This window comes from Stenotrophomonas sp. CFBP8980, assembly GCF_034046095.1.
GTDB lineage: Bacteria > Pseudomonadota > Gammaproteobacteria > Xanthomonadales > Xanthomonadaceae > Stenotrophomonas > Stenotrophomonas lacuserhaii.
In genome coordinates this window covers 503,655-520,672 of record NZ_JAXCXF010000001.1, presented here as the reverse complement: position 1 = coordinate 520,672, position 17,018 = coordinate 503,655, and the positions used below count along the sequence as shown (strand labels likewise).

Annotated in this window: 10 protein-coding genes; 3 read left to right on the top strand and 7 right to left on the bottom strand. The window is 66.4% G+C overall.

Annotated elements, in window-relative coordinates; translation table 11 throughout:
* Positions 1–93: 93 nt before the first annotated feature.
* From aceK to SOM47_RS02450, 6 genes are all read right to left on the bottom strand, one after another.
* Positions 94–1,824: a bifunctional isocitrate dehydrogenase kinase/phosphatase gene (gene aceK / locus SOM47_RS02475; protein ID WP_320504653.1), complete on the bottom strand. Its 1,731-nt coding sequence runs from the start codon at positions 1,822–1,824 to the stop codon at positions 94–96.
* A 162-nt stretch (positions 1,825–1,986) separates the two neighbouring features.
* On the bottom strand, positions 1,987–4,218 hold the full coding sequence (locus SOM47_RS02470; RefSeq protein WP_320504652.1) for an NADP-dependent isocitrate dehydrogenase: 2,232 nt from the start codon (positions 4,216–4,218) through the stop codon (positions 1,987–1,989).
* A gap of 310 nt (positions 4,219–4,528) precedes the next feature.
* Positions 4,529–5,038 carry a hypothetical protein gene (locus SOM47_RS02465; RefSeq protein WP_042615110.1) on the bottom strand — a complete coding sequence of 170 codons (510 nt, stop codon included), beginning with the start codon at positions 5,036–5,038 and terminating at the stop codon, positions 4,529–4,531.
* 56 nt (positions 5,039–5,094) lie between these two features.
* Positions 5,095–5,385: a LysM peptidoglycan-binding domain-containing protein gene (locus SOM47_RS02460; RefSeq protein WP_042615109.1), complete on the bottom strand. Its 291-nt coding sequence runs from the start codon at positions 5,383–5,385 to the stop codon at positions 5,095–5,097.
* A gap of 92 nt (positions 5,386–5,477) precedes the next feature.
* On the bottom strand, positions 5,478–6,296 hold the full coding sequence (queF, locus tag SOM47_RS02455) for an NADPH-dependent 7-cyano-7-deazaguanine reductase QueF (RefSeq protein WP_042615108.1): 819 nt from the start codon (positions 6,294–6,296) through the stop codon (positions 5,478–5,480).
* Between the two features lie 482 nt (positions 6,297–6,778).
* Complete coding sequence (locus SOM47_RS02450; RefSeq protein WP_320504651.1) at positions 6,779–8,098, bottom strand: M20 family metallopeptidase; 1,320 nt, start codon at positions 8,096–8,098, stop codon at positions 6,779–6,781.
* Between the two features lie 184 nt (positions 8,099–8,282).
* On the opposite strand from SOM47_RS02450, the gene SOM47_RS02445 reads away from it, so the two are divergent.
* From SOM47_RS02445 to SOM47_RS02435, 3 genes are all read left to right on the top strand, one after another.
* Positions 8,283–9,524, top strand: coding sequence for an efflux RND transporter periplasmic adaptor subunit (locus SOM47_RS02445; RefSeq protein ID WP_320504650.1), 1,242 nt, complete (start codon positions 8,283–8,285; stop codon positions 9,522–9,524).
* Positions 9,525–9,599: 75 nt separating this feature from the next.
* Positions 9,600–12,854 carry an efflux RND transporter permease subunit gene (locus SOM47_RS02440; RefSeq protein WP_042614916.1) on the top strand — a complete coding sequence of 1,085 codons (3,255 nt, stop codon included), beginning with the start codon at positions 9,600–9,602 and terminating at the stop codon, positions 12,852–12,854.
* 31 nt (positions 12,855–12,885) lie between these two features.
* Entirely contained in the window at positions 12,886–16,008 is a 3,123-nt protein-coding gene (locus tag SOM47_RS02435; RefSeq protein WP_042614915.1) for an efflux RND transporter permease subunit, read from the top strand.
* Positions 16,009–16,113: 105 nt separating this feature from the next.
* On the opposite strand, the gene SOM47_RS02430 is transcribed toward SOM47_RS02435, so the two are convergent.
* Positions 16,114–16,890 carry a S1 family peptidase gene (locus SOM47_RS02430; RefSeq protein ID WP_320504649.1) on the bottom strand — a complete coding sequence of 259 codons (777 nt, stop codon included), beginning with the start codon at positions 16,888–16,890 and terminating at the stop codon, positions 16,114–16,116.
* Positions 16,891–17,018: the final 128 nt, after the last annotated feature.

Sequence of the window (17,018 nt, the reverse complement as noted above, 5' to 3'; positions counted from 1 at the left end):
CAGAACCACTCCAAGGAAAAGCGAGGTACGCATGTTGACTGCTCCGTGTCGATGTGTGCCCCGAGGGTAGCAAAGGCCGGTGCCGCGTCCAACTCAGGCCAAGCGGTTCCCACGCGCGTAGGGTGGCGTATCGGGATGCTCGCCCGCGGCGAAGCGGTCCTGCAGCGCGCGCCACCACGTCGGCTGGAACAGATGCCCGAAGTGCTCACGCACCGCCGCCAGTTCCGCAGCGGGAAGCCCCATGAACGGCCCGAAGCGCTCGGGGAACACATCACGCGGCCCGACGTGGAACCACGGCTCGTCGGCCAATGCCTCTTCCGCATTGCGCGGCTCGGGCCAGTCGCGGAACACGCACTCGGTGACCAGGCACAGCTCGTCATAGTCGTAGAACACCGCGCGTCCATGCCGCGAGACGCCGAAGTTCTTCGGCAGCATGTCGCCGGGAAAGATGTTGTTGCGCGCCATGTCGGTGATCGCCTGCGCGTAGTCCAGCACCGCCGCGCGCATGCCTTCAGGACCCTGCTCGCGCAGGTACAGGTTCAACGGACGGAAACGCCGCTGCACGTAGCACAGCGCGATCTCCACCTCCTCGCCGTCCAGTCGCACGCCCTGCGCACAGTGTTGCAGCAGTTCCTGCAGCAGCGCCGGGGCGAAACGCGTGGCGGGGAAACGCAGGTGCCGATAGGGCTGTGCATCCAGCAGGCGACCCACGCGATCCAGGTTGAACACCAGCGCGTACTTGTCTTCCACCTGCTGGCGCGACATCGCCTTCGGCCAGGCGAAACGATCGCGTATCAGCTTGAACACCAGCGGGTAGCTGGGCAGGGTGAACACCGCCATGACCATGCCCGGGGTGCCCTCGGCGTGCACCAGCTGCTCCTGCGGGTGTTCCAGGAAGTGTCCGAAGAAGGCGCGGTAGCGCTCGGTCTTGCCCTGCTTGGCCCGCCCGAGCACGGTATAGATCTCATCGACCGGCTTGCCCGGCAGCAGGCTGCGCAGGAACACCACCGCATCACCGACCGTAGCCAGGTTGGCCTGGAAATAACTGCGCGACACGCCAAAAAGGTGCGCCACGTCGCGACGCCGGGTCAGCACTGCATCGGCGCGCAGGCCCTGGCCATCGTTCACCAGCACGATCACGCAGGGCGAAAATCGGTGCTCACCAAACACGCGCCCCACCAGATAGGCGCGCCGCTCGCGGTAGAACACGGTGTCCAGCAGCTCGATGCCGCGGACCGCATGCGCTCCCCAGTGCGCCAGGTCATCCTGCAAGCGGACCGCGATGGCGGCCGCGCACCGCAGTTGATGCGCATAGGGGATGTCGAAGCGGTAGTCACCCAGCACGCGCATCAGCGCATCGGCCGGGCGCGTGGCCGACACCGCATACGCGTGCCGCGCCACCGGATGGGTGATCGCATCGGAAGGTTCGACGTCGAAGGCGAGGAACTCCACCTGCGCATCGACGCCACGGGTGCCGAACAGGCGCCGCGCCAAGGTGTTGTAGAACGTCTTGTACAACTCGGCGTCGATCAGCCCGCGCAACAGCAGGCTGTAACGCGCGTGTACCTGCAACCAGCAGGCGCGATCACCGATGGCATCACCGGCCAGCCGGCGCAGGTCGTGCATGCACGCGGCGATGCATTGGTCGTACAGGCCGATGCGCTCGACCGCATCGCGCTGCGCAGCCTCCCACTGTCGCTGCTCGAACCGCCCCTGCGCGCGGGCGGTGATCGCCGCAAAGCGTGCATGGTAGTCCTCGAAACCATCGCCGATGGCATGCGCCATCCGTTCGGCCAGTACAGGATCGATGTCGATGGGGGACATGGCAGGCTCACGGCCGGAATCGCATCCACCTTACGATGCCGGCGCGCCCGTTGCCCAGCCTTGGCCGATGGCTGGCAGCGCCCGCAGGCCACCGGCCACGGGCCGCAAACGCGAAAGGCCCACGCAATGCGTGGGCCCCCCGTCTACACCGTGCGGCGATGATCAGCCCGCGATCAGTTCCAGCGCGGTGTTCAGCGTGGCGCTGGGACGCATCGCGGCGGCCACCTTGGCCAGGTCGGGACGGTAGTAGCCGCCGATGTCCACGGCCTTGCCCTGCACCGCCACCAGCTCTTCGACGATCTTCGCTTCGTTGTCGGTGAGCGCCTTGGCCAGCGGGGCGAAGCGGGCCTTCAGTGCGGCATCCTCGTCCTGCGCGGCCAGCGCCTGCGCCCAGTACAGGGTCAGGTAGAAGTGGCTGCCACGGTTGTCGATGCCACCCAGCTTGCGCGAGGGCGACTTGTCGTTGTCCAGGAATTCGCCATTGGCCACGTCCAGCGCCTTGGCCAGCACGCGCGCAGCGGCGTTGTCGTAGCGGTTACCCAGGTGTTCCAGCGACGCGGCCAGCGCGAGGAACTCACCGAGCGAATCCCAGCGCAGGTAGTCCTCTTCGACGAACTGCTGCACGTGCTTGGGGGCCGAACCACCGGCACCGGTCTCGAACAGGCCACCACCGGCCATCAGCGGCACGATGGAGAGCATCTTGGCGCTGGTGCCCAGCTCCATGATCGGGAACAGGTCGGTCAGGTAATCGCGCAGCACGTTGCCGGTCACCGAGATGGTGTCCTCGCCCTTGCGGATGCGATCCAGCGAGAACGCGGTGGCTTCCACCGGCGGCAGGATGCGGATGTCCAGGCCGTTGGTGTCGTGGTCCTTCAGGTAGGTCTCGACCTTGCTGATGACCTGCGCGTCGTGGGCGCGCCCGGCGTCCAGCCAGAACACGGCCGGGGTGCCGCTCAGGCGCGAACGCTCCACCGCCAGCTTCACCCAGTCCTGGATCGGGGCGTCCTTGGTCTGGCACATGCGCCAGATGTCACCGGCTTCCACGGCGTGCTCGAACACGACCGCGCCGGCTTCGTCGGTGACCTTTACCACGCCATCGGCGGTGATCTGGAAGGTCTTGTCGTGCGAGCCGTATTCTTCGGCCTTCTGCGCCATCAGGCCGACGTTCGGCACCGAGCCCATCCTGGCCGGATCGAAGGCACCGTGCGTGCGGCAGTCGTCGATCACCGCCTGGTAGACACCGGCGTAGCAGCGGTCCGGGATCACCGCCTTGGTGTCCTGCAGCTTGCCTTCGGCATTCCACATCTTGCCGGAGTCGCGGATCATCGCCGGCATCGAGGCGTCGACGATCACATCGCTGGGCACGTGCAGGTTGGTGATGCCCTTGTCCGAGTTCACCATGGCCACGCCCGGGCGGTGCGCGTACTCGGCCTTCAGGTCGGCTTCGATGGCCGCACGGGTGGCTTCGGGCAGCGAGGGCAGGCGCGCGGCGAGGTCGCCGATGCCATTGTTGGCATCGAAACCGGCCTGCTTCAGCACGTCGGCATGCTTGGCCAGCACGTCCTTGTAGAACTCGTTGACGGCCACGCCGAACATGATCGGGTCGGAGACCTTCATCATGGTCGCCTTCAGGTGCAGCGAGAACAGCACGTTCTTCGCCTTGGCATCTTCGATCTGCTCGGCGATGAACGCCGCCAGTGCCTTGCGGCTCATCACCGCGGCATCGACGATCTCACCGGCCTTGACCGCAGTCTTTTCCTTCAGCACCACGTCGGTGCCATCGGCAGCGTGCAGGGTGATCTTCAGGCTGCCGGCGCCGGCAATCGTCGCCGACTTCTCGCTGCCATAGAAATCGCCTGACGCCATGTGCGCCACGTGCGAGGTGGAGTCCTTCGCCCAGGCGCCCATGCGGTGCGGGTGCTTGCGTGCGTAATTCTTCACCGACAGCGGCGCGCGACGGTCCGAATTGCCTTCACGCAGCACCGGATTCACTGCGCTGCCCTTGACCTTGTCGTAGCGCGCCTTGATGTCGCGGTGTTCGTCGTCGGCCGGGTTTTCCGGGTAATCCGGCAGCGCGTAGCCCTGCTGCTGCAGTTCGGTGATCGCCGCCTTCAGCTGCGGCACCGACGCCGAGATGTTCGGCAGCTTGATGATGTTGGCTTCCGGCGTGGTCGCCAGTTGGCCCAGCTCGGCCAGGTCATCGTTGACCTTCTGCTCGTCCTTCAGGCGCTCCGGGAACAGCGACAGGATGCGGCCGGACAGCGAGATGTCGCGGGTTTCGACCGCGATGCCAGCAGTAGCGGTGAATGCACTGACGACCGGCAGCAGCGACTGGGTGGCCAGGAACGGCGCTTCATCGGTCAGCGTGTAGAGGATCTTGGGCGTATTCGACATGGAGGACTAGGACTCTTTGAGCGATCGGGGGAACATCCAGCGCCAGCGCTGGACGGGTGCGGCCGTATCAGCCGGGCGCGCACAGCGCACGGCCCCATTCCCTGCCGCGCACCGTCCCGGCTGTGCCGCAGGAAAACCCCTGCATTGTCACGCTTTAGCCGGCGAGGAGCAAAGGCGGCCCATACGATTGCGTACTGACATGGAGGTCACCGCAGGCGGCCGCATTTGGCTGCAACGAAAAAAAAGACGCAGCCTCGCGGCTGCGTCCATCGTGAGTCCACTACCGGGAGAGAGTCGGTAGCGCGTGGACTTACTTGACCTCGAACTCCTGCGGCGTTCCGGCCGCCTTGCCATCTACCATGACTTCCGCACGGTATTTGCCCGCAGGCCAGCCATTGGCATTCTTGAACGTGATGTTGGTGGTCTCGGCACCGGAGGTGTTGAGCGTCGCGCTCTGCTCACCGGCAACCTGGCCATCCTGGAACGTCAGCTTGGCGCCCACGTTTGCATTGTTTGCCGCGCCGTCGGTGCGAACCGAGACGATGATCTCGTCCTTGGGCGCGAACATCGCCGTGGTGGCGACTGATTTGTCCGCCGCTGCACTCTTGCCGACGGTGACCGAGGCAACGTTGACCGAGGCGGCTTCTGCCATCGGCGGCGGTGCGCCCGTCATCGGGGCGGGGGCAGCAGCCGGCGCGGTATCGGCAGCCGGGGTGGCAGTGGTATCGACGGCGGGTTCGTCCTTCTTGCAGCCGACCAGCGCCACGCTGCCGAGCAGTGCAACGAGCAGCCCATTGCGAAGCGTATTGGTATGGATCATAGGGTTTCCTCCAAGGGGGTAAAGCAGCAAAACGTGTGCGGGACGTGCTGCGGGGATTACTTCGACGGAAGCTTCAGGACCTGGCCTGGCTGGATCCTGTCTGGATCGTCAAGCTGGTCACGATTGGCTTCGAAAATCCTGTTCCAGGCGTTTGCATCACCCAGGTGCTGCTTGGCGATCTTCGACAGCGTGTCGCCCTTCTCCACCGTGTAGGTCGCATCGACCACCTCTGCCGTGCTGTCCACCGAAGCGGAGACGCCGGAAAAATCGGCCTTGGGAACCTGCTCGGCGGTGCTGTCGACGCTGCCGGTGACACCGGAGAAATCGGCTTTCTTCTCGGTACTCATCCACACACTCCCATCTGCGTGACTACGTGGAAGGCACGTTCTCACACAGGTTGTTAAATGGGGATGGTTTTCGTGTGAAGCCGAAGCCGGAGTTACTGCCGCAGCTCGCGGTCCATGCTTGCAGGCGCAACGATTCCCGGGCTGGCGCGCCACGGATTGATGTCCAGCCCGCCGCGGCGGGTGTACCGCGCTTCTACTTCCAGCACGTCCGGCGCACAGCGCTGGCTGACCTCATTGAAGATGCGTTCGACGCACTGTTCGTGGAACTCCGCGTGTTCGCGGTAACTGACCAGGTAGCGCAGCAGGCCGACGCGATCGATGCGTGCGCCGCGGTAGCGCACGCTGACCGTGGCCCAGTCGGGCTGCCCGGTGACCGGGCAATTGGATTTCAGCAGCGCCGACACCAGGGTCTCTTCGACGATCTTCATCGGGTCAGCCGAAAGATAGTCCGCCTGCGGCGGGCCATAGCAGTCGATGTCCACGTCCAGCCCGTCGATCGATTCGCCATGCGGGGTATCACGCAGGGCGGGCAGCCCGAACGTCACCTGCACCGCAACGCCTGCACAGGCGGAGAGATCGCTGACGATGGTCGTGCGCAGGGCTTCGGCATCGGCGAACCGAGCGCTGTTGAGCGAATTGAGATACAGCTTGAAGGACTTCGATTCCACCAGGTTCGGCGAGGTGCAGGGAACCTGCACGGTCGCCACGGCGACGCAGGGCTTGCCCCGATTGTCCAGCCAGCCCAGTTCAAAAGCATGCCAGCGGTCATGGCCGACGAACGGCAGGGCGCTGTCGTCCAGCCCGATCTCGGCCCGCGCGGCGGCGCGGGGAATGGGGAAAAGCAGGCCGGGGTCGTACTGCGACGGGTAACTGACCTCGCGACCGAGGCTGGAATCCTGGGGGGTGTTCATGGCGCTCATTGTAAATGAGCGGGTCGAACGGGTGAGACCCCCTCGCGGGTGGCTTTCAAGCTGGAGCTGGGCTTGGGCCGGGCGGTGGGCCTGTGCGGGGGACGGCAGAAACTGCATCCATGCGGGCCTCGTTTCGCGCCATCCATGGCGCTCAACGCCCCCGCCCAGCCCCACCGCCCGACCCCCCGACAGGTTCCGGTGGCCGTCACCCGCGTAAAAAAAAGAAGAAGAAAAGCGGTAGCGCCGACCCGTGGTCGGCGAGCGCAGCGGGCCGTTGGCGGAAACATTCCGCCGAGCACGGCTCGGCGCTACCGAAGGACCCGTTTACCCGTCGGGTGGAGGGAGCCCCTGAGTCAGGGGCGGCCGCGAAGCGGCGGGGTGTGGCTGCTGGTGAGACGGGGCCCACGGTTTGCGCAGCAAAGCGTGGGAGCGACAGCGCGAATGCGATGGCGTGGACCCCGGGCGCAACCCGGCATACCCACTCACCCCTGTGCCGGCGCGCCGTGCAGATAATCCAGGCTCACCTGCAGCAGCGCCCGCAGGCCGACATCCAGCGCCTTCTCATCCAGCAGGAACTTCGGCGAATGATTCGCCGGCGCCTTGGCCGGGTCGATGCCCTCGCTGGTGGAGCCGACGAAGAAGAACATCCCCGGCACTTCCTCGGCGAACAGCGAAAAATCCTCCGCACCCATCTGCAGCGGCGGCTCGTACACATTGTCCTTGCCCACCACCGCCTGCAGGCTGGGCAGCATGCGAGCGGTCAGCTCCGGGTTGTTGACCGTGGCAGGGTTGCCTTCGTCTTCGTAGATTTCGGTCACAGCGGTCGCACCATGCGCCGCCGTGGTGTGCTCGGCCACGTTGCGCAGGTCGGCGAAGATCTGCTGGCGCATGCCCTCGTCAAAGGTGCGGATGGTGCCGACCATCTCCACCTCGTCGGGGATGATGTTGTAGCGGATGCCGCCGTTGATGGCACCAAAGGTCACCACCGCCGGCTGCTGGGACAGGTTGGTGCGACGGCTGACGATGGTCTGCGCGGTTCCGATCAGGTCGGCCGTGGCCACGATGGGGTCCACTCCGTTCCATGGCGCCGAACCATGCGTCTGGCGGCCGATCACCTTGATGCCGAAGCGATCCGAGGCTGCCATCAGCGGTCCACCACGCACGGCGATCTTGCCGGCCTGCACGCTGGAGAACACATGCAGGCCGAACACCGCCTCCGGCTTGAAATCGGCGAACACGCCTTCCTTCAGCATCAACGCCGCACCGCCCTCTTCCGGCGGCGGCGCGCCTTCCTCTGCGGGCTGGAAGATCAGCATGACCTGGCCCGGCAGCTCCTTGCGCATCGCCACCAGCGCTTCGGCCACGCCCAGCAGCGTGGCGGTATGCGCGTCGTGGCCGCAGGCGTGCATCACCCCGACCTGCTGGCCGCGGTACGTGCTGGTCGCCTTGGAAGCGAACGGCAGGCCGGTCTGCTCGGTCACCGGCAGCGCGTCCATGTCCGCCCGCAGCGCGATCTTCGGGCCGGGCTTGCCGCCTTCGATGATCGCCACCACGCCGTGGTGGGCGATACCGGTCTTCGGCTTCAGGCCCATCGCGCGCAGCCGCTTGGCGACTTCGGCCGAGGTGCGCTCCTCGCGGTTGGACAACTCAGGATGCTGGTGGAAATCGCGACGCCATTCCACCACCTGGGCCTGCAGGCGCTCGGCGGCCGCGGCCACTTCGGGACGCTCGGCGGTCTGGCCGTGGGCAAGCATCGGCAGGGCCAGCAACAAGGCGGATGACAGCAGCGCGCGACGGGGCATCGGGATCTCCACGGTAGGGTTGCGCTTGAATGTAGGCCAAGCTGTCGCTTTCGGGAACCTTCTGCCCTTGGGAGGGTCGGAGCATCCGGCCCTTTTGGCATGCAGGCAGCGGCACCGCCCGCAGGTATGCTTGGCACCTTGCCAGCCGTGCGCCTTGCCCGGCCCAGCCCCAGGAGTGATTGGAATGTCGCGTTTGTGGAAGATCGTGCTGCTGGTGGTGGCAGTGTTGGTGGTCGTCTTCATTGGCCTGCGCATGGCCGGTGGGGGCAAGGAAAAACCGTCCGGCGACGCCGCCGCGAGCGCTGAGCGCGGCGGACCGCAGGCCGACGCCGGCCCGGTACCGGTGACCGTGGTTGAAGCGCAGCGCCAGGACGTGCCGGTGTACGCCAGCGCGCTGGGCACGGTGAGCGCGATGAACACCGTCACCGTCAGTCCGCAGATCGGCGGCCAGCTGATGAGCCTGAACTTCCGCGAAGGCCAGGAAGTGAAGAAGGGCGAGGTGCTGGCGGTGATCGACCCGCGCAGCGCCCAGGCGAGTTACGACGAGTCCGCGGCCGCCAAGCGCCAGAACCAGGCCCTGCTGGCCACCGCACGCTCCAATTACCAGCGTTCCAGCGCACCGGAGTATGCCCAGTACGTCGCCAAGACCGACCTGGACACCCAGCGCAACCAGGTGGCCCAGTACGAGAGCGCGGTGGCCGCCAACGAGGCCAGCATGCGCGCCGCCCAGGTGCAGCTGCAGTACACCCGGGTCACCGCGCCGATCACCGGCGTTGCCGGCATCCGTGCAGTGGACGCCGGCAACGTGGTCAGCGCCGGCACAGCTTTGGTCACCCTGACCCAGGTGCACCCCATCCACGTGGTGTTCAACCTGCCCGAGCGCCAGCTGGGCGACGTGCGCGCCGCACAGCAGGCCGGCGCGGTGCAGATCGCCGCGCTGGACCGCACCGATGCGCACGTGATCAGCGGCGACGGCACCCTGGACGTGGTGGACAACCTGATCAGCAGCGACAGCGGGACCTTCCGCGCGCGTGCCCTGTTCGCCAACCAGGACAACATCCTGTGGCCCGGCCAGTTCGTCAACGTGCGGCTGCAGCTGCGGACCATCGGCGGCGGCATCGTCATCCCGACCCAGGCCGTGATGCGCGGCCCGGACGGCGAGTACGTCTATGTCGTGCAGGCCGACAACACGGTCAAGATGCAGACCGTGCGCAGCGGCGTGGAAGTCGGTGACAGCCACGTGCAGGTGACCGAAGGCCTGAAGGGCGGCGAGCGGGTTGTCAGCGAAGGCCAGTTCCGGCTCAAGCCGGGCGCCAAGGTCAATGCGCTGAAGCCGGGCGAGACCCCAGCCGCGCCAACCGAAGCCGAACTGAAGGCGGCACAGCAGCAGAACGGCGGCGGCCGCCGCGGCGGTGGCCCGCGCTGAGCGCGGTGATCGCCTGAGTTACCGGCGCCGGCACTTCTGCCGGCGCTGTCATGACGTTCCAGCAAGGATCCGCCCGTGGGCTTTTCGACCCTCTTCATCCGCCGCCCGATCGCCACCTCGCTGCTGATGGCGGGCCTGCTGCTGCTCGGCATCCTCGGCTACCGCCAGTTGCCGGTATCGGCCCTTCCGGAAATCGATGCCCCCAGCCTGGTGGTCACCACGCAGTATCCCGGTGCCAACGCCACCACCATGGCATCACTGGTGACCACGCCGCTGGAACGGCAGTTCGGGCAGATCTCCGGACTGGAGCTGATGACCTCCGACTCGTCGGCCGGACTGTCCACGATCATCCTGCAGTTCTCGATGGAACGGGACATCGACATCGCCGCGCAGGACGTGCAGGCGGCGATCCGCCAGGCCACCCTGCCCTCCTCGCTGCCCTACCAGCCGGTCTACAACCGGGTCAATCCGGCTGATGCAGCCATCGTCACCCTGAAGCTGACCTCCGATACGCGCCCGCTGCGCGAGGTCAACAACTACGCCGATTCCATCCTCGCCCAGCGCCTGTCGCAGGTACAGGGCGTGGGGCTGGTGTCGATCGCCGGCAACGTGCGCCCGGCCGTGCGCATCCAGGTCAATCCGGCGCAGCTGTCCAACATGGGCCTGACCCTGGAAGACCTGCGCAGCGCGCTGACCCAGGCCAACGTCAGTGCGCCGAAAGGCTCGCTGAACGGCAAGACCCAGTCCTACAGCATCGGCACCAACGACCAGCTGACCAGTGCCGCCGAATACCGGGACACCATCATCAGCTACCGCAACGGCGCGCCGGTGCGCCTGTCCGACGTCGCCAACGTGGTGGACGGGGTGGAGAACGATCAGCTTGCCGCGTGGGCCGACGGCAAGCCTGCGGTGCTGCTGGAAGTGCGCCGCCAGCCCGGCGCCAACATCGTGCAGACGGTGGAGCGCGTGCGCGCCCTGCTGCCGCAGCTGCAGGGCGTGCTGCCCGCCGACGTGCACCTGGAGATCTTCTCCGACCGGACCGAAACCATCCGTGCCTCGGTGCATGAAGTGCAGTTCACCCTGATCCTGACCATCGGACTGGTGGTCGCGGTGATCTTCCTGTTCCTGCGCCGCCTGTGGGCCACCATCATTCCGTCGGTGGCGGTACCGCTGTCGCTGGCCGGCACCTTCGCGGTGATGGCCTTCGCCGGCATGTCGCTGGACAATCTTTCGCTGATGGCGCTGGTGGTGGCCACCGGCTTCGTGGTCGACGATGCGATCGTGATGATCGAGAACATCGTCCGTTACATCGAACAGGGCAAGAGCGGCAAGGAAGCAGCGGAGATCGGCGCCCGCCAGATCGGCTTCACCGTGCTGTCGCTGACCGTTTCGCTGGTGGCGGTGTTCCTGCCGCTGCTGCTGATGCCCGGTGTCACCGGCCGGCTGTTCCATGAATTCGCCTGGGTGCTGAGCATCGCGGTCACGCTGTCGATGCTGATCTCGCTGACCCTGACCCCGATGATGTGCGCCTACCTGCTCAAGCCGGATGAACTGCCGGAAGGCGAAGACGCGCATGAGCGCTCGGCGGCGGCCGGCAGGCAGAACCTGTGGAGCCGCACCGTCGGGCTGTACGAGCGCAGCCTGGACTGGGTGCTGGCCCACCAGCCGATCACCCTGGCGGTGGCCGGCGCTGCGCTGGTGCTGACCGTGGTGCTGTACCTGCTGATCCCCAAGGGCCTGCTGCCCGACCAGGACACCGGCATGATCACCGCCGTGGTCCAGGCCGACCAGAACGTGGCCTTCCCGCAGATGGAACAGCGCACCAAGGCCGTGGCCGAGGCACTGCGCAAGGATCCGGACGTGACCGGGGTGTCGGCGTTCATCGGCGCCGGCAGCATGAACCCGACGCTCAACCAGGGCCAGCTGTCGATCGTGCTGAAAGAGCGCGGCGAGCGCGACGGCATGGACGCGATCCTGCCGCGCCTGCAGGACGCCGTGCGTGACATCCCCGGTATCGCGCTGTACCTCAAGCCGGTGCAGGATGTCACCCTGGATACGCGCGTGGCGGCCACCGACTACCAGTTCGTGCTGTCGGACGTGCAGGCCGATGAAGTGGCCACCCATGCCACGCGCATGACCGAAGCGCTGCGCAAGCGCCCGGAGCTGGCCGACGTGGACAACAACCTGTCCACCCAGGGCCGCGCGTTGGAGCTGAACATCGACCGCGACAAGGCCAGCGTGCTCGGCGTGCCGATGCAGACCATCGACGACACGCTCTACGATGCGTTCGGCCAGCGGCAGATCTCCACCATCTTCACCGAACTCAACCAGTATCGCGTAGTCCTGGAAGTCGCGCCGGAGTTCCGCACCAGCACTGCCTTGATGGAGCAGCTGGCGGTGGCCTCCAACGGCACCGGCGCGTTGACCGGCACCAACGCCACCAGCTTCGGCCAGGTGACCTCGTCCAACTCGTCCACGGCCACCGGCATCGGCAACCAGAACACCGGCATCACCGTGGGCGGCGGCGGCATCATCCCGTTGTCCGCGCTGGCCGACAGCAAGGTGACCAGCGCCCCGCTGGTGGTCAGCCACCAGCAGCAGCTGCCGGCGGTGACGATCTCCTTCAACGTGGCCCCGGGCTACTCGCTGTCCGCCGCGGTGAAGGCCATCGAAGAGACCCAGGCCGAGCTGCAGCTGCCCTCGCAGGTGCATGCACAGTTCATCGGCAAGGCCGCCGAGTTCACCGGCAGCCAGACCGACGTGGTGTGGCTGCTGCTGGCCTCGCTGGTGGTGATCTACATCGTGCTGGGCGTGCTGTATGAAAGCTACATCCACCCGATCACCATCATTTCCACCCTGCCGCCGGCCGGCGTCGGCGCGCTGCTGGCGCTGATGCTCAGCGGCCTGAGCCTTTCGGTGGACGGCATCGTCGGCATCGTGCTGCTGATCGGCATCGTCAAGAAGAACGGCATCATGATGGTCGACTTCGCCATCGAAGCACGGCGCACCGGCGCCAACGCGCACGAGGCGATCCGCCGTGCCTGCCTGCTGCGCTTCCGCCCGATCATGATGACCACCGCCGCGGCGATGCTGGGTGCGTTGCCGCTGGCGCTGGGTACCGGCATCGGCTCGGAACTGCGCCGCCCGCTGGGCATCGCCATCGTTGGCGGCCTGCTGCTGTCGCAGCTGGTGACGCTGTACACCACGCCGGTGATCTACCTGTACATGGAGCGGTTCTCCGAATGGCTGGCGCGACGCCGCGAACAGCGTGCGGCACGTCGCGGCGGAGGTCCGGCACAGGGACCGCAGGTGCAGGAGCCGCAGGCGTGAGCACGACCGACGTGCTGGCGGGAGCGTGGCATTGAACATCTCCGGCCCCTTCATCCGCCGCCCCATCGGCACCGCGCTGCTGGCGATCGGCCTGTTCATCATCGGCCTGATCTGCTACCTGAAACTGGGCGTCTCGGCGCTGCCGAACATCCAGATCCCGGTGATCTTCGTGCATGCCAACCAGTCCGGCGCCGATGCCTCGACCATGGCCTCCACGGTCACCGCGCCGCTGGAACGCCACCTGGGCCAGCTGCCGGGGATCGACCGCATGCGCTCGTCGAGCTCGGAAGGCAGCTCGCTGGTGTTCATGATCTTCCAGAGCGACGTCGACATCGATTCGGCCGCGCTGGACGTGCAGACGGCGATCAATTCGGCCCAGGCCGACCTGCCGTCCGGGCTGGGGTCGCCGATGTTCTCCAAGGCCAACCCCAACGATGACCCGGTCATCGCCATCGCGCTGACCTCTGAAACGCAGTCGGCCGACGACCTGTACAACGTCGCCGATTCACTGCTGGCCCAGCGCATCCGCCAGATCACCGGGGTGTCGTCGGTGGATATCGCCGGCGCCTCGACGCCGGCGGTGCGCGTGGACGTCAACCTGCGGCTGATGAATGCCCTGGGGCTGACCGCCGATGACCTGCGCAATGCGGTACGCGCGGCCAACGTCACCTCGCCCACCGGCTTCCTCAGCGATGGCAACACCACCACCGCGATCATCGCCAACGATTCGGTGGCACGTGCGGCGGACTTCGCCAACCTGATCATCAAAACCGGCGCGGACGGGCGCATCATCCGCCTGCAGGACATCGCCAACGTCTACGACGGCCAGCAGGATGCCTACCAGGCGGCGTGGTTCAACCACAAACCCGCGGTGGTGATGTATGTGTTCACCCGCGCCGGCGCGAACATCGTGGAGACCGTGGACCGGGTCAAGGAGCAGATCCCCACCCTGCGTGATTACCTGCAGCCGGGCACCACGCTGACCCCGTATTTCGACCGCACCCCGACCATCCGCGGCTCGCTGCATGAAGTGCAGATCACCCTGCTGATCGCCCTGGCGATGGTGGTGCTGACCATGGCGCTGTTCCTGCGCCGGCTGGCGCCCACGCTGATCGCCGCCGTCACCGTGCCGCTGTCGCTGGCCGGTGCGGCGCTGGTGATGTACGCGCTTGGCTTCACCCTGAACAACCTGAGCCTGCTGGCGCTGGTGATCGCCATCGGCTTCGTGGTCGACGATGCGATCGTGGTGATCGAAAACATCATGCGCCACCTGGACGAGGGCATGCCGCGCATGCAGGCGGCCTTCACCGGTGCGCGCGAGATCGGCTTCACCATCGTCTCGATCACCGCCTCGCTGGTGGCGGTGTTCATCCCGCTGCTGTTCGCCAAGGGGATGATGGGCGCGTTCTTCCGTGAGTTCACCGTCACCCTGGTGGCGGCCATCGTGGTGTCGATGATCATCTCGCTCACGCTGACCCCGGCGCTGTGCAGCCGCTTCCTGGACCCGCACGCCGATGCCGGCAAGCCGACCCGCTTCGGCCGTTGGCTGGACGCCGGGCACGACGGCATGCTGCGCGTGTATACCCGCCTGCTGGATTTCTCGCTGCGGCATGCGCTGCTGCTGTCGTTGACCCCGCTGATCCTGATCGGGGTGACCATCTTCCTGTTCGGCGCAGTCAAGAAGGGCGCATTCCCGCCGCAGGACACCGGCCTGATCTGGGGCCGTGCCAACTCCAGTGCGACGGTGTCCTTCGAAGACATGGTCAACCGCCAGCGCCGCATCACCGACATGCTGATGGCCGACCCGGCGGTGAAGACCGTCGGTGTGCGCCTGGGCAGTGGCCGGCAAGGGTCCAGCGCGCAGTTCAACATCGAACTGAAAGCGCGCAAGGACGGCCGCCGCGAAACCACCGCGCAGGCGTTGTCGCGGCTGAGCGCCAAGGCCGACCGCTACCCCGACCTGCAGCTGCGCCTGCGCGCCATCCAGGACCTGCCCAGCAACGATGGCGGCGGCTCCAGCCAGGGCGCGCAGTACCGCGTATCCCTGCAGGGCAACGACCTGGCACAGCTGCAGGAGTGGTTGCCCAAGCTGCAGGCAGTGCTGAAGAAGAACCCGAAGCTGGCCGACGTGGGCACCGATGTCGACGATGCCGGACTGCGCCAGAACATCGTCATCGACCGCGCCAAGGCCGCACGCCTGGGGATCTCGATCGGCGCCATCGACGGTGCCCTGTACGGCGCGTTCGGCCAACGCCAGATCTCCACCATCTACTCGGACATCAACCAGTACAGCGTAGTGGTCAACGCGCTGCCCGAGCAGACCGCAACACCGGGTGCACTGGACCAGGTGTACGTGCGGGCGGGCAATGGCGAGATGGTGCCGCTCACCGCGGTGGCCGAGCAGGTCCCCGGGCTGGCGCCTTCGCAGATCACGCACGAAAACCAGTACACCACGATGGAGCTGAGCTACAACCTGGCACCCGGTACCAGCATGGGCGAGGCCAAGGCGATCATCGACAGCACCGTGGCCGGCATGCGCATGCCCGGCGACATCCGGTTGGCTGAAGGCGGTGGATTCGGTTTTGATTCGGACCCGATGGAGATGCTGGTGCTGGTGATGGCCGCGATCATGACCGTGTACCTGGTGCTGGGCATGCTGTACGAAAGCCTGATCCACCCGGTGACCATCCTGTCCACCCTGCCCGCTGCGGGCGTCGGTGCGCTGCTGGCGCTGTACGGCACCAACACCGAACTGTCGGTGATATCGATGATCGCGCTGGTGCTGCTGATCGGCATCGTCAAGAAGAACGCGATCATGATGATCGACTTCGCGGTGGTGGCCCAGCGCGAGCACGGCAAGAGTGCGCTGGAAGCCGCGCGCGAAGCCAGCATCGTGCGCTTCCGCCCGATCATGATGACCAGCATGGTGGCGATCCTCGCCGCGGTGCCGCTGGCGATCGGCATTGGTGAGGGCTCCGAACTGCGCCGCCCGCTGGGCATCGCGATGATCGGTGGCCTGCTGTTTTCGCAGAGCCTGACCCTGCTCAGCACCCCGGCGCTGTACGTGATCTTCTCCTGCCTGGCCCAGCACTGGCGCAGTTGGCGCAACCGCCGCCGCGAGAAGAAACAGCTCAGGCGCGCCGCCCGCGCCTGAGTTGCCAAAAAAGGGGACGGAGGGGATTAAGTCGCTTTCAGCTCGTAAAGGGCCATGAACGACTTAATCCCCTCCGTCCCCTTTTTGCTGAGATGCGCGCCAGCGTTACTCCCAGAGGTCCGGATCGGCAAGGTTGACGTAGCCGCCCGGGTAGCCGGGCCGTCCGCCGCTTACGATGCCACGCAGGACGAAACCACCGCTTTGCGGATCGCGGGTGAACAGGGGCCCGCCGCTGTCCCCCGCCCTGGAGCCCTTGCCCGGACTGCCGGCGCAGAGCCGGGGAAATTCACCCTGTTGCTTGCTGTGCTGCTCATAGGGCACGTCGCACAGCTCCGGGGCGACAATCGGCAACTCGACGCTGTGCAAGCGGTCCGGAATGACCTCATTCTCGGTGAAACCCCAACCCGCCAGTGTCGCGAGCAGACCGGCCGGCGGCGCCACGCCCACAGGGGGCAGACGTGCCGTGGCGGCGCCCTCGCGTGCGGCGTGCAGCCGGATGAACACAACATCCCGTCGCGGATGCGCCACCATGCTGAAGCCGGCGCCTTCTACCGCCTGGTCGGCAGGCTGCGAGCGGTCGGTGCGATCAAACACCAGGCGCCACTCCACACCCTCGTGGGGGAGACCGGTCTGCGGATTGAAGAAGCAGTGAGCCGCGCTGATGACCAGGTCGTCGGCGATCATCGACGCACCACAGCCATGCAGCCAAGCCTGAGAACCCAGGCTTCTGGCTTCTATATCGACAAGGAAAGGCAGTTCACCATCCGGCACCGGACGGCCTCCGTCGACAAACGGGATCATCGTACCCGCCGCGGACGGTCCTGCCATGACGAGCAGGGCAGCGGCGAGTACCATCTTCAGGCAACCTGCTTGGACGTGCATGGATTCATCCTCCTGTTGAGCCCCTGAGGGTACGTGGTTGCCAAGCGGCCAATGGCGGCGGACACGGCAGCGGACGTCGCAGGCGCACTTGATTTTCAACGTCAGTCGAGTCCTCGCACGGGAGCGGG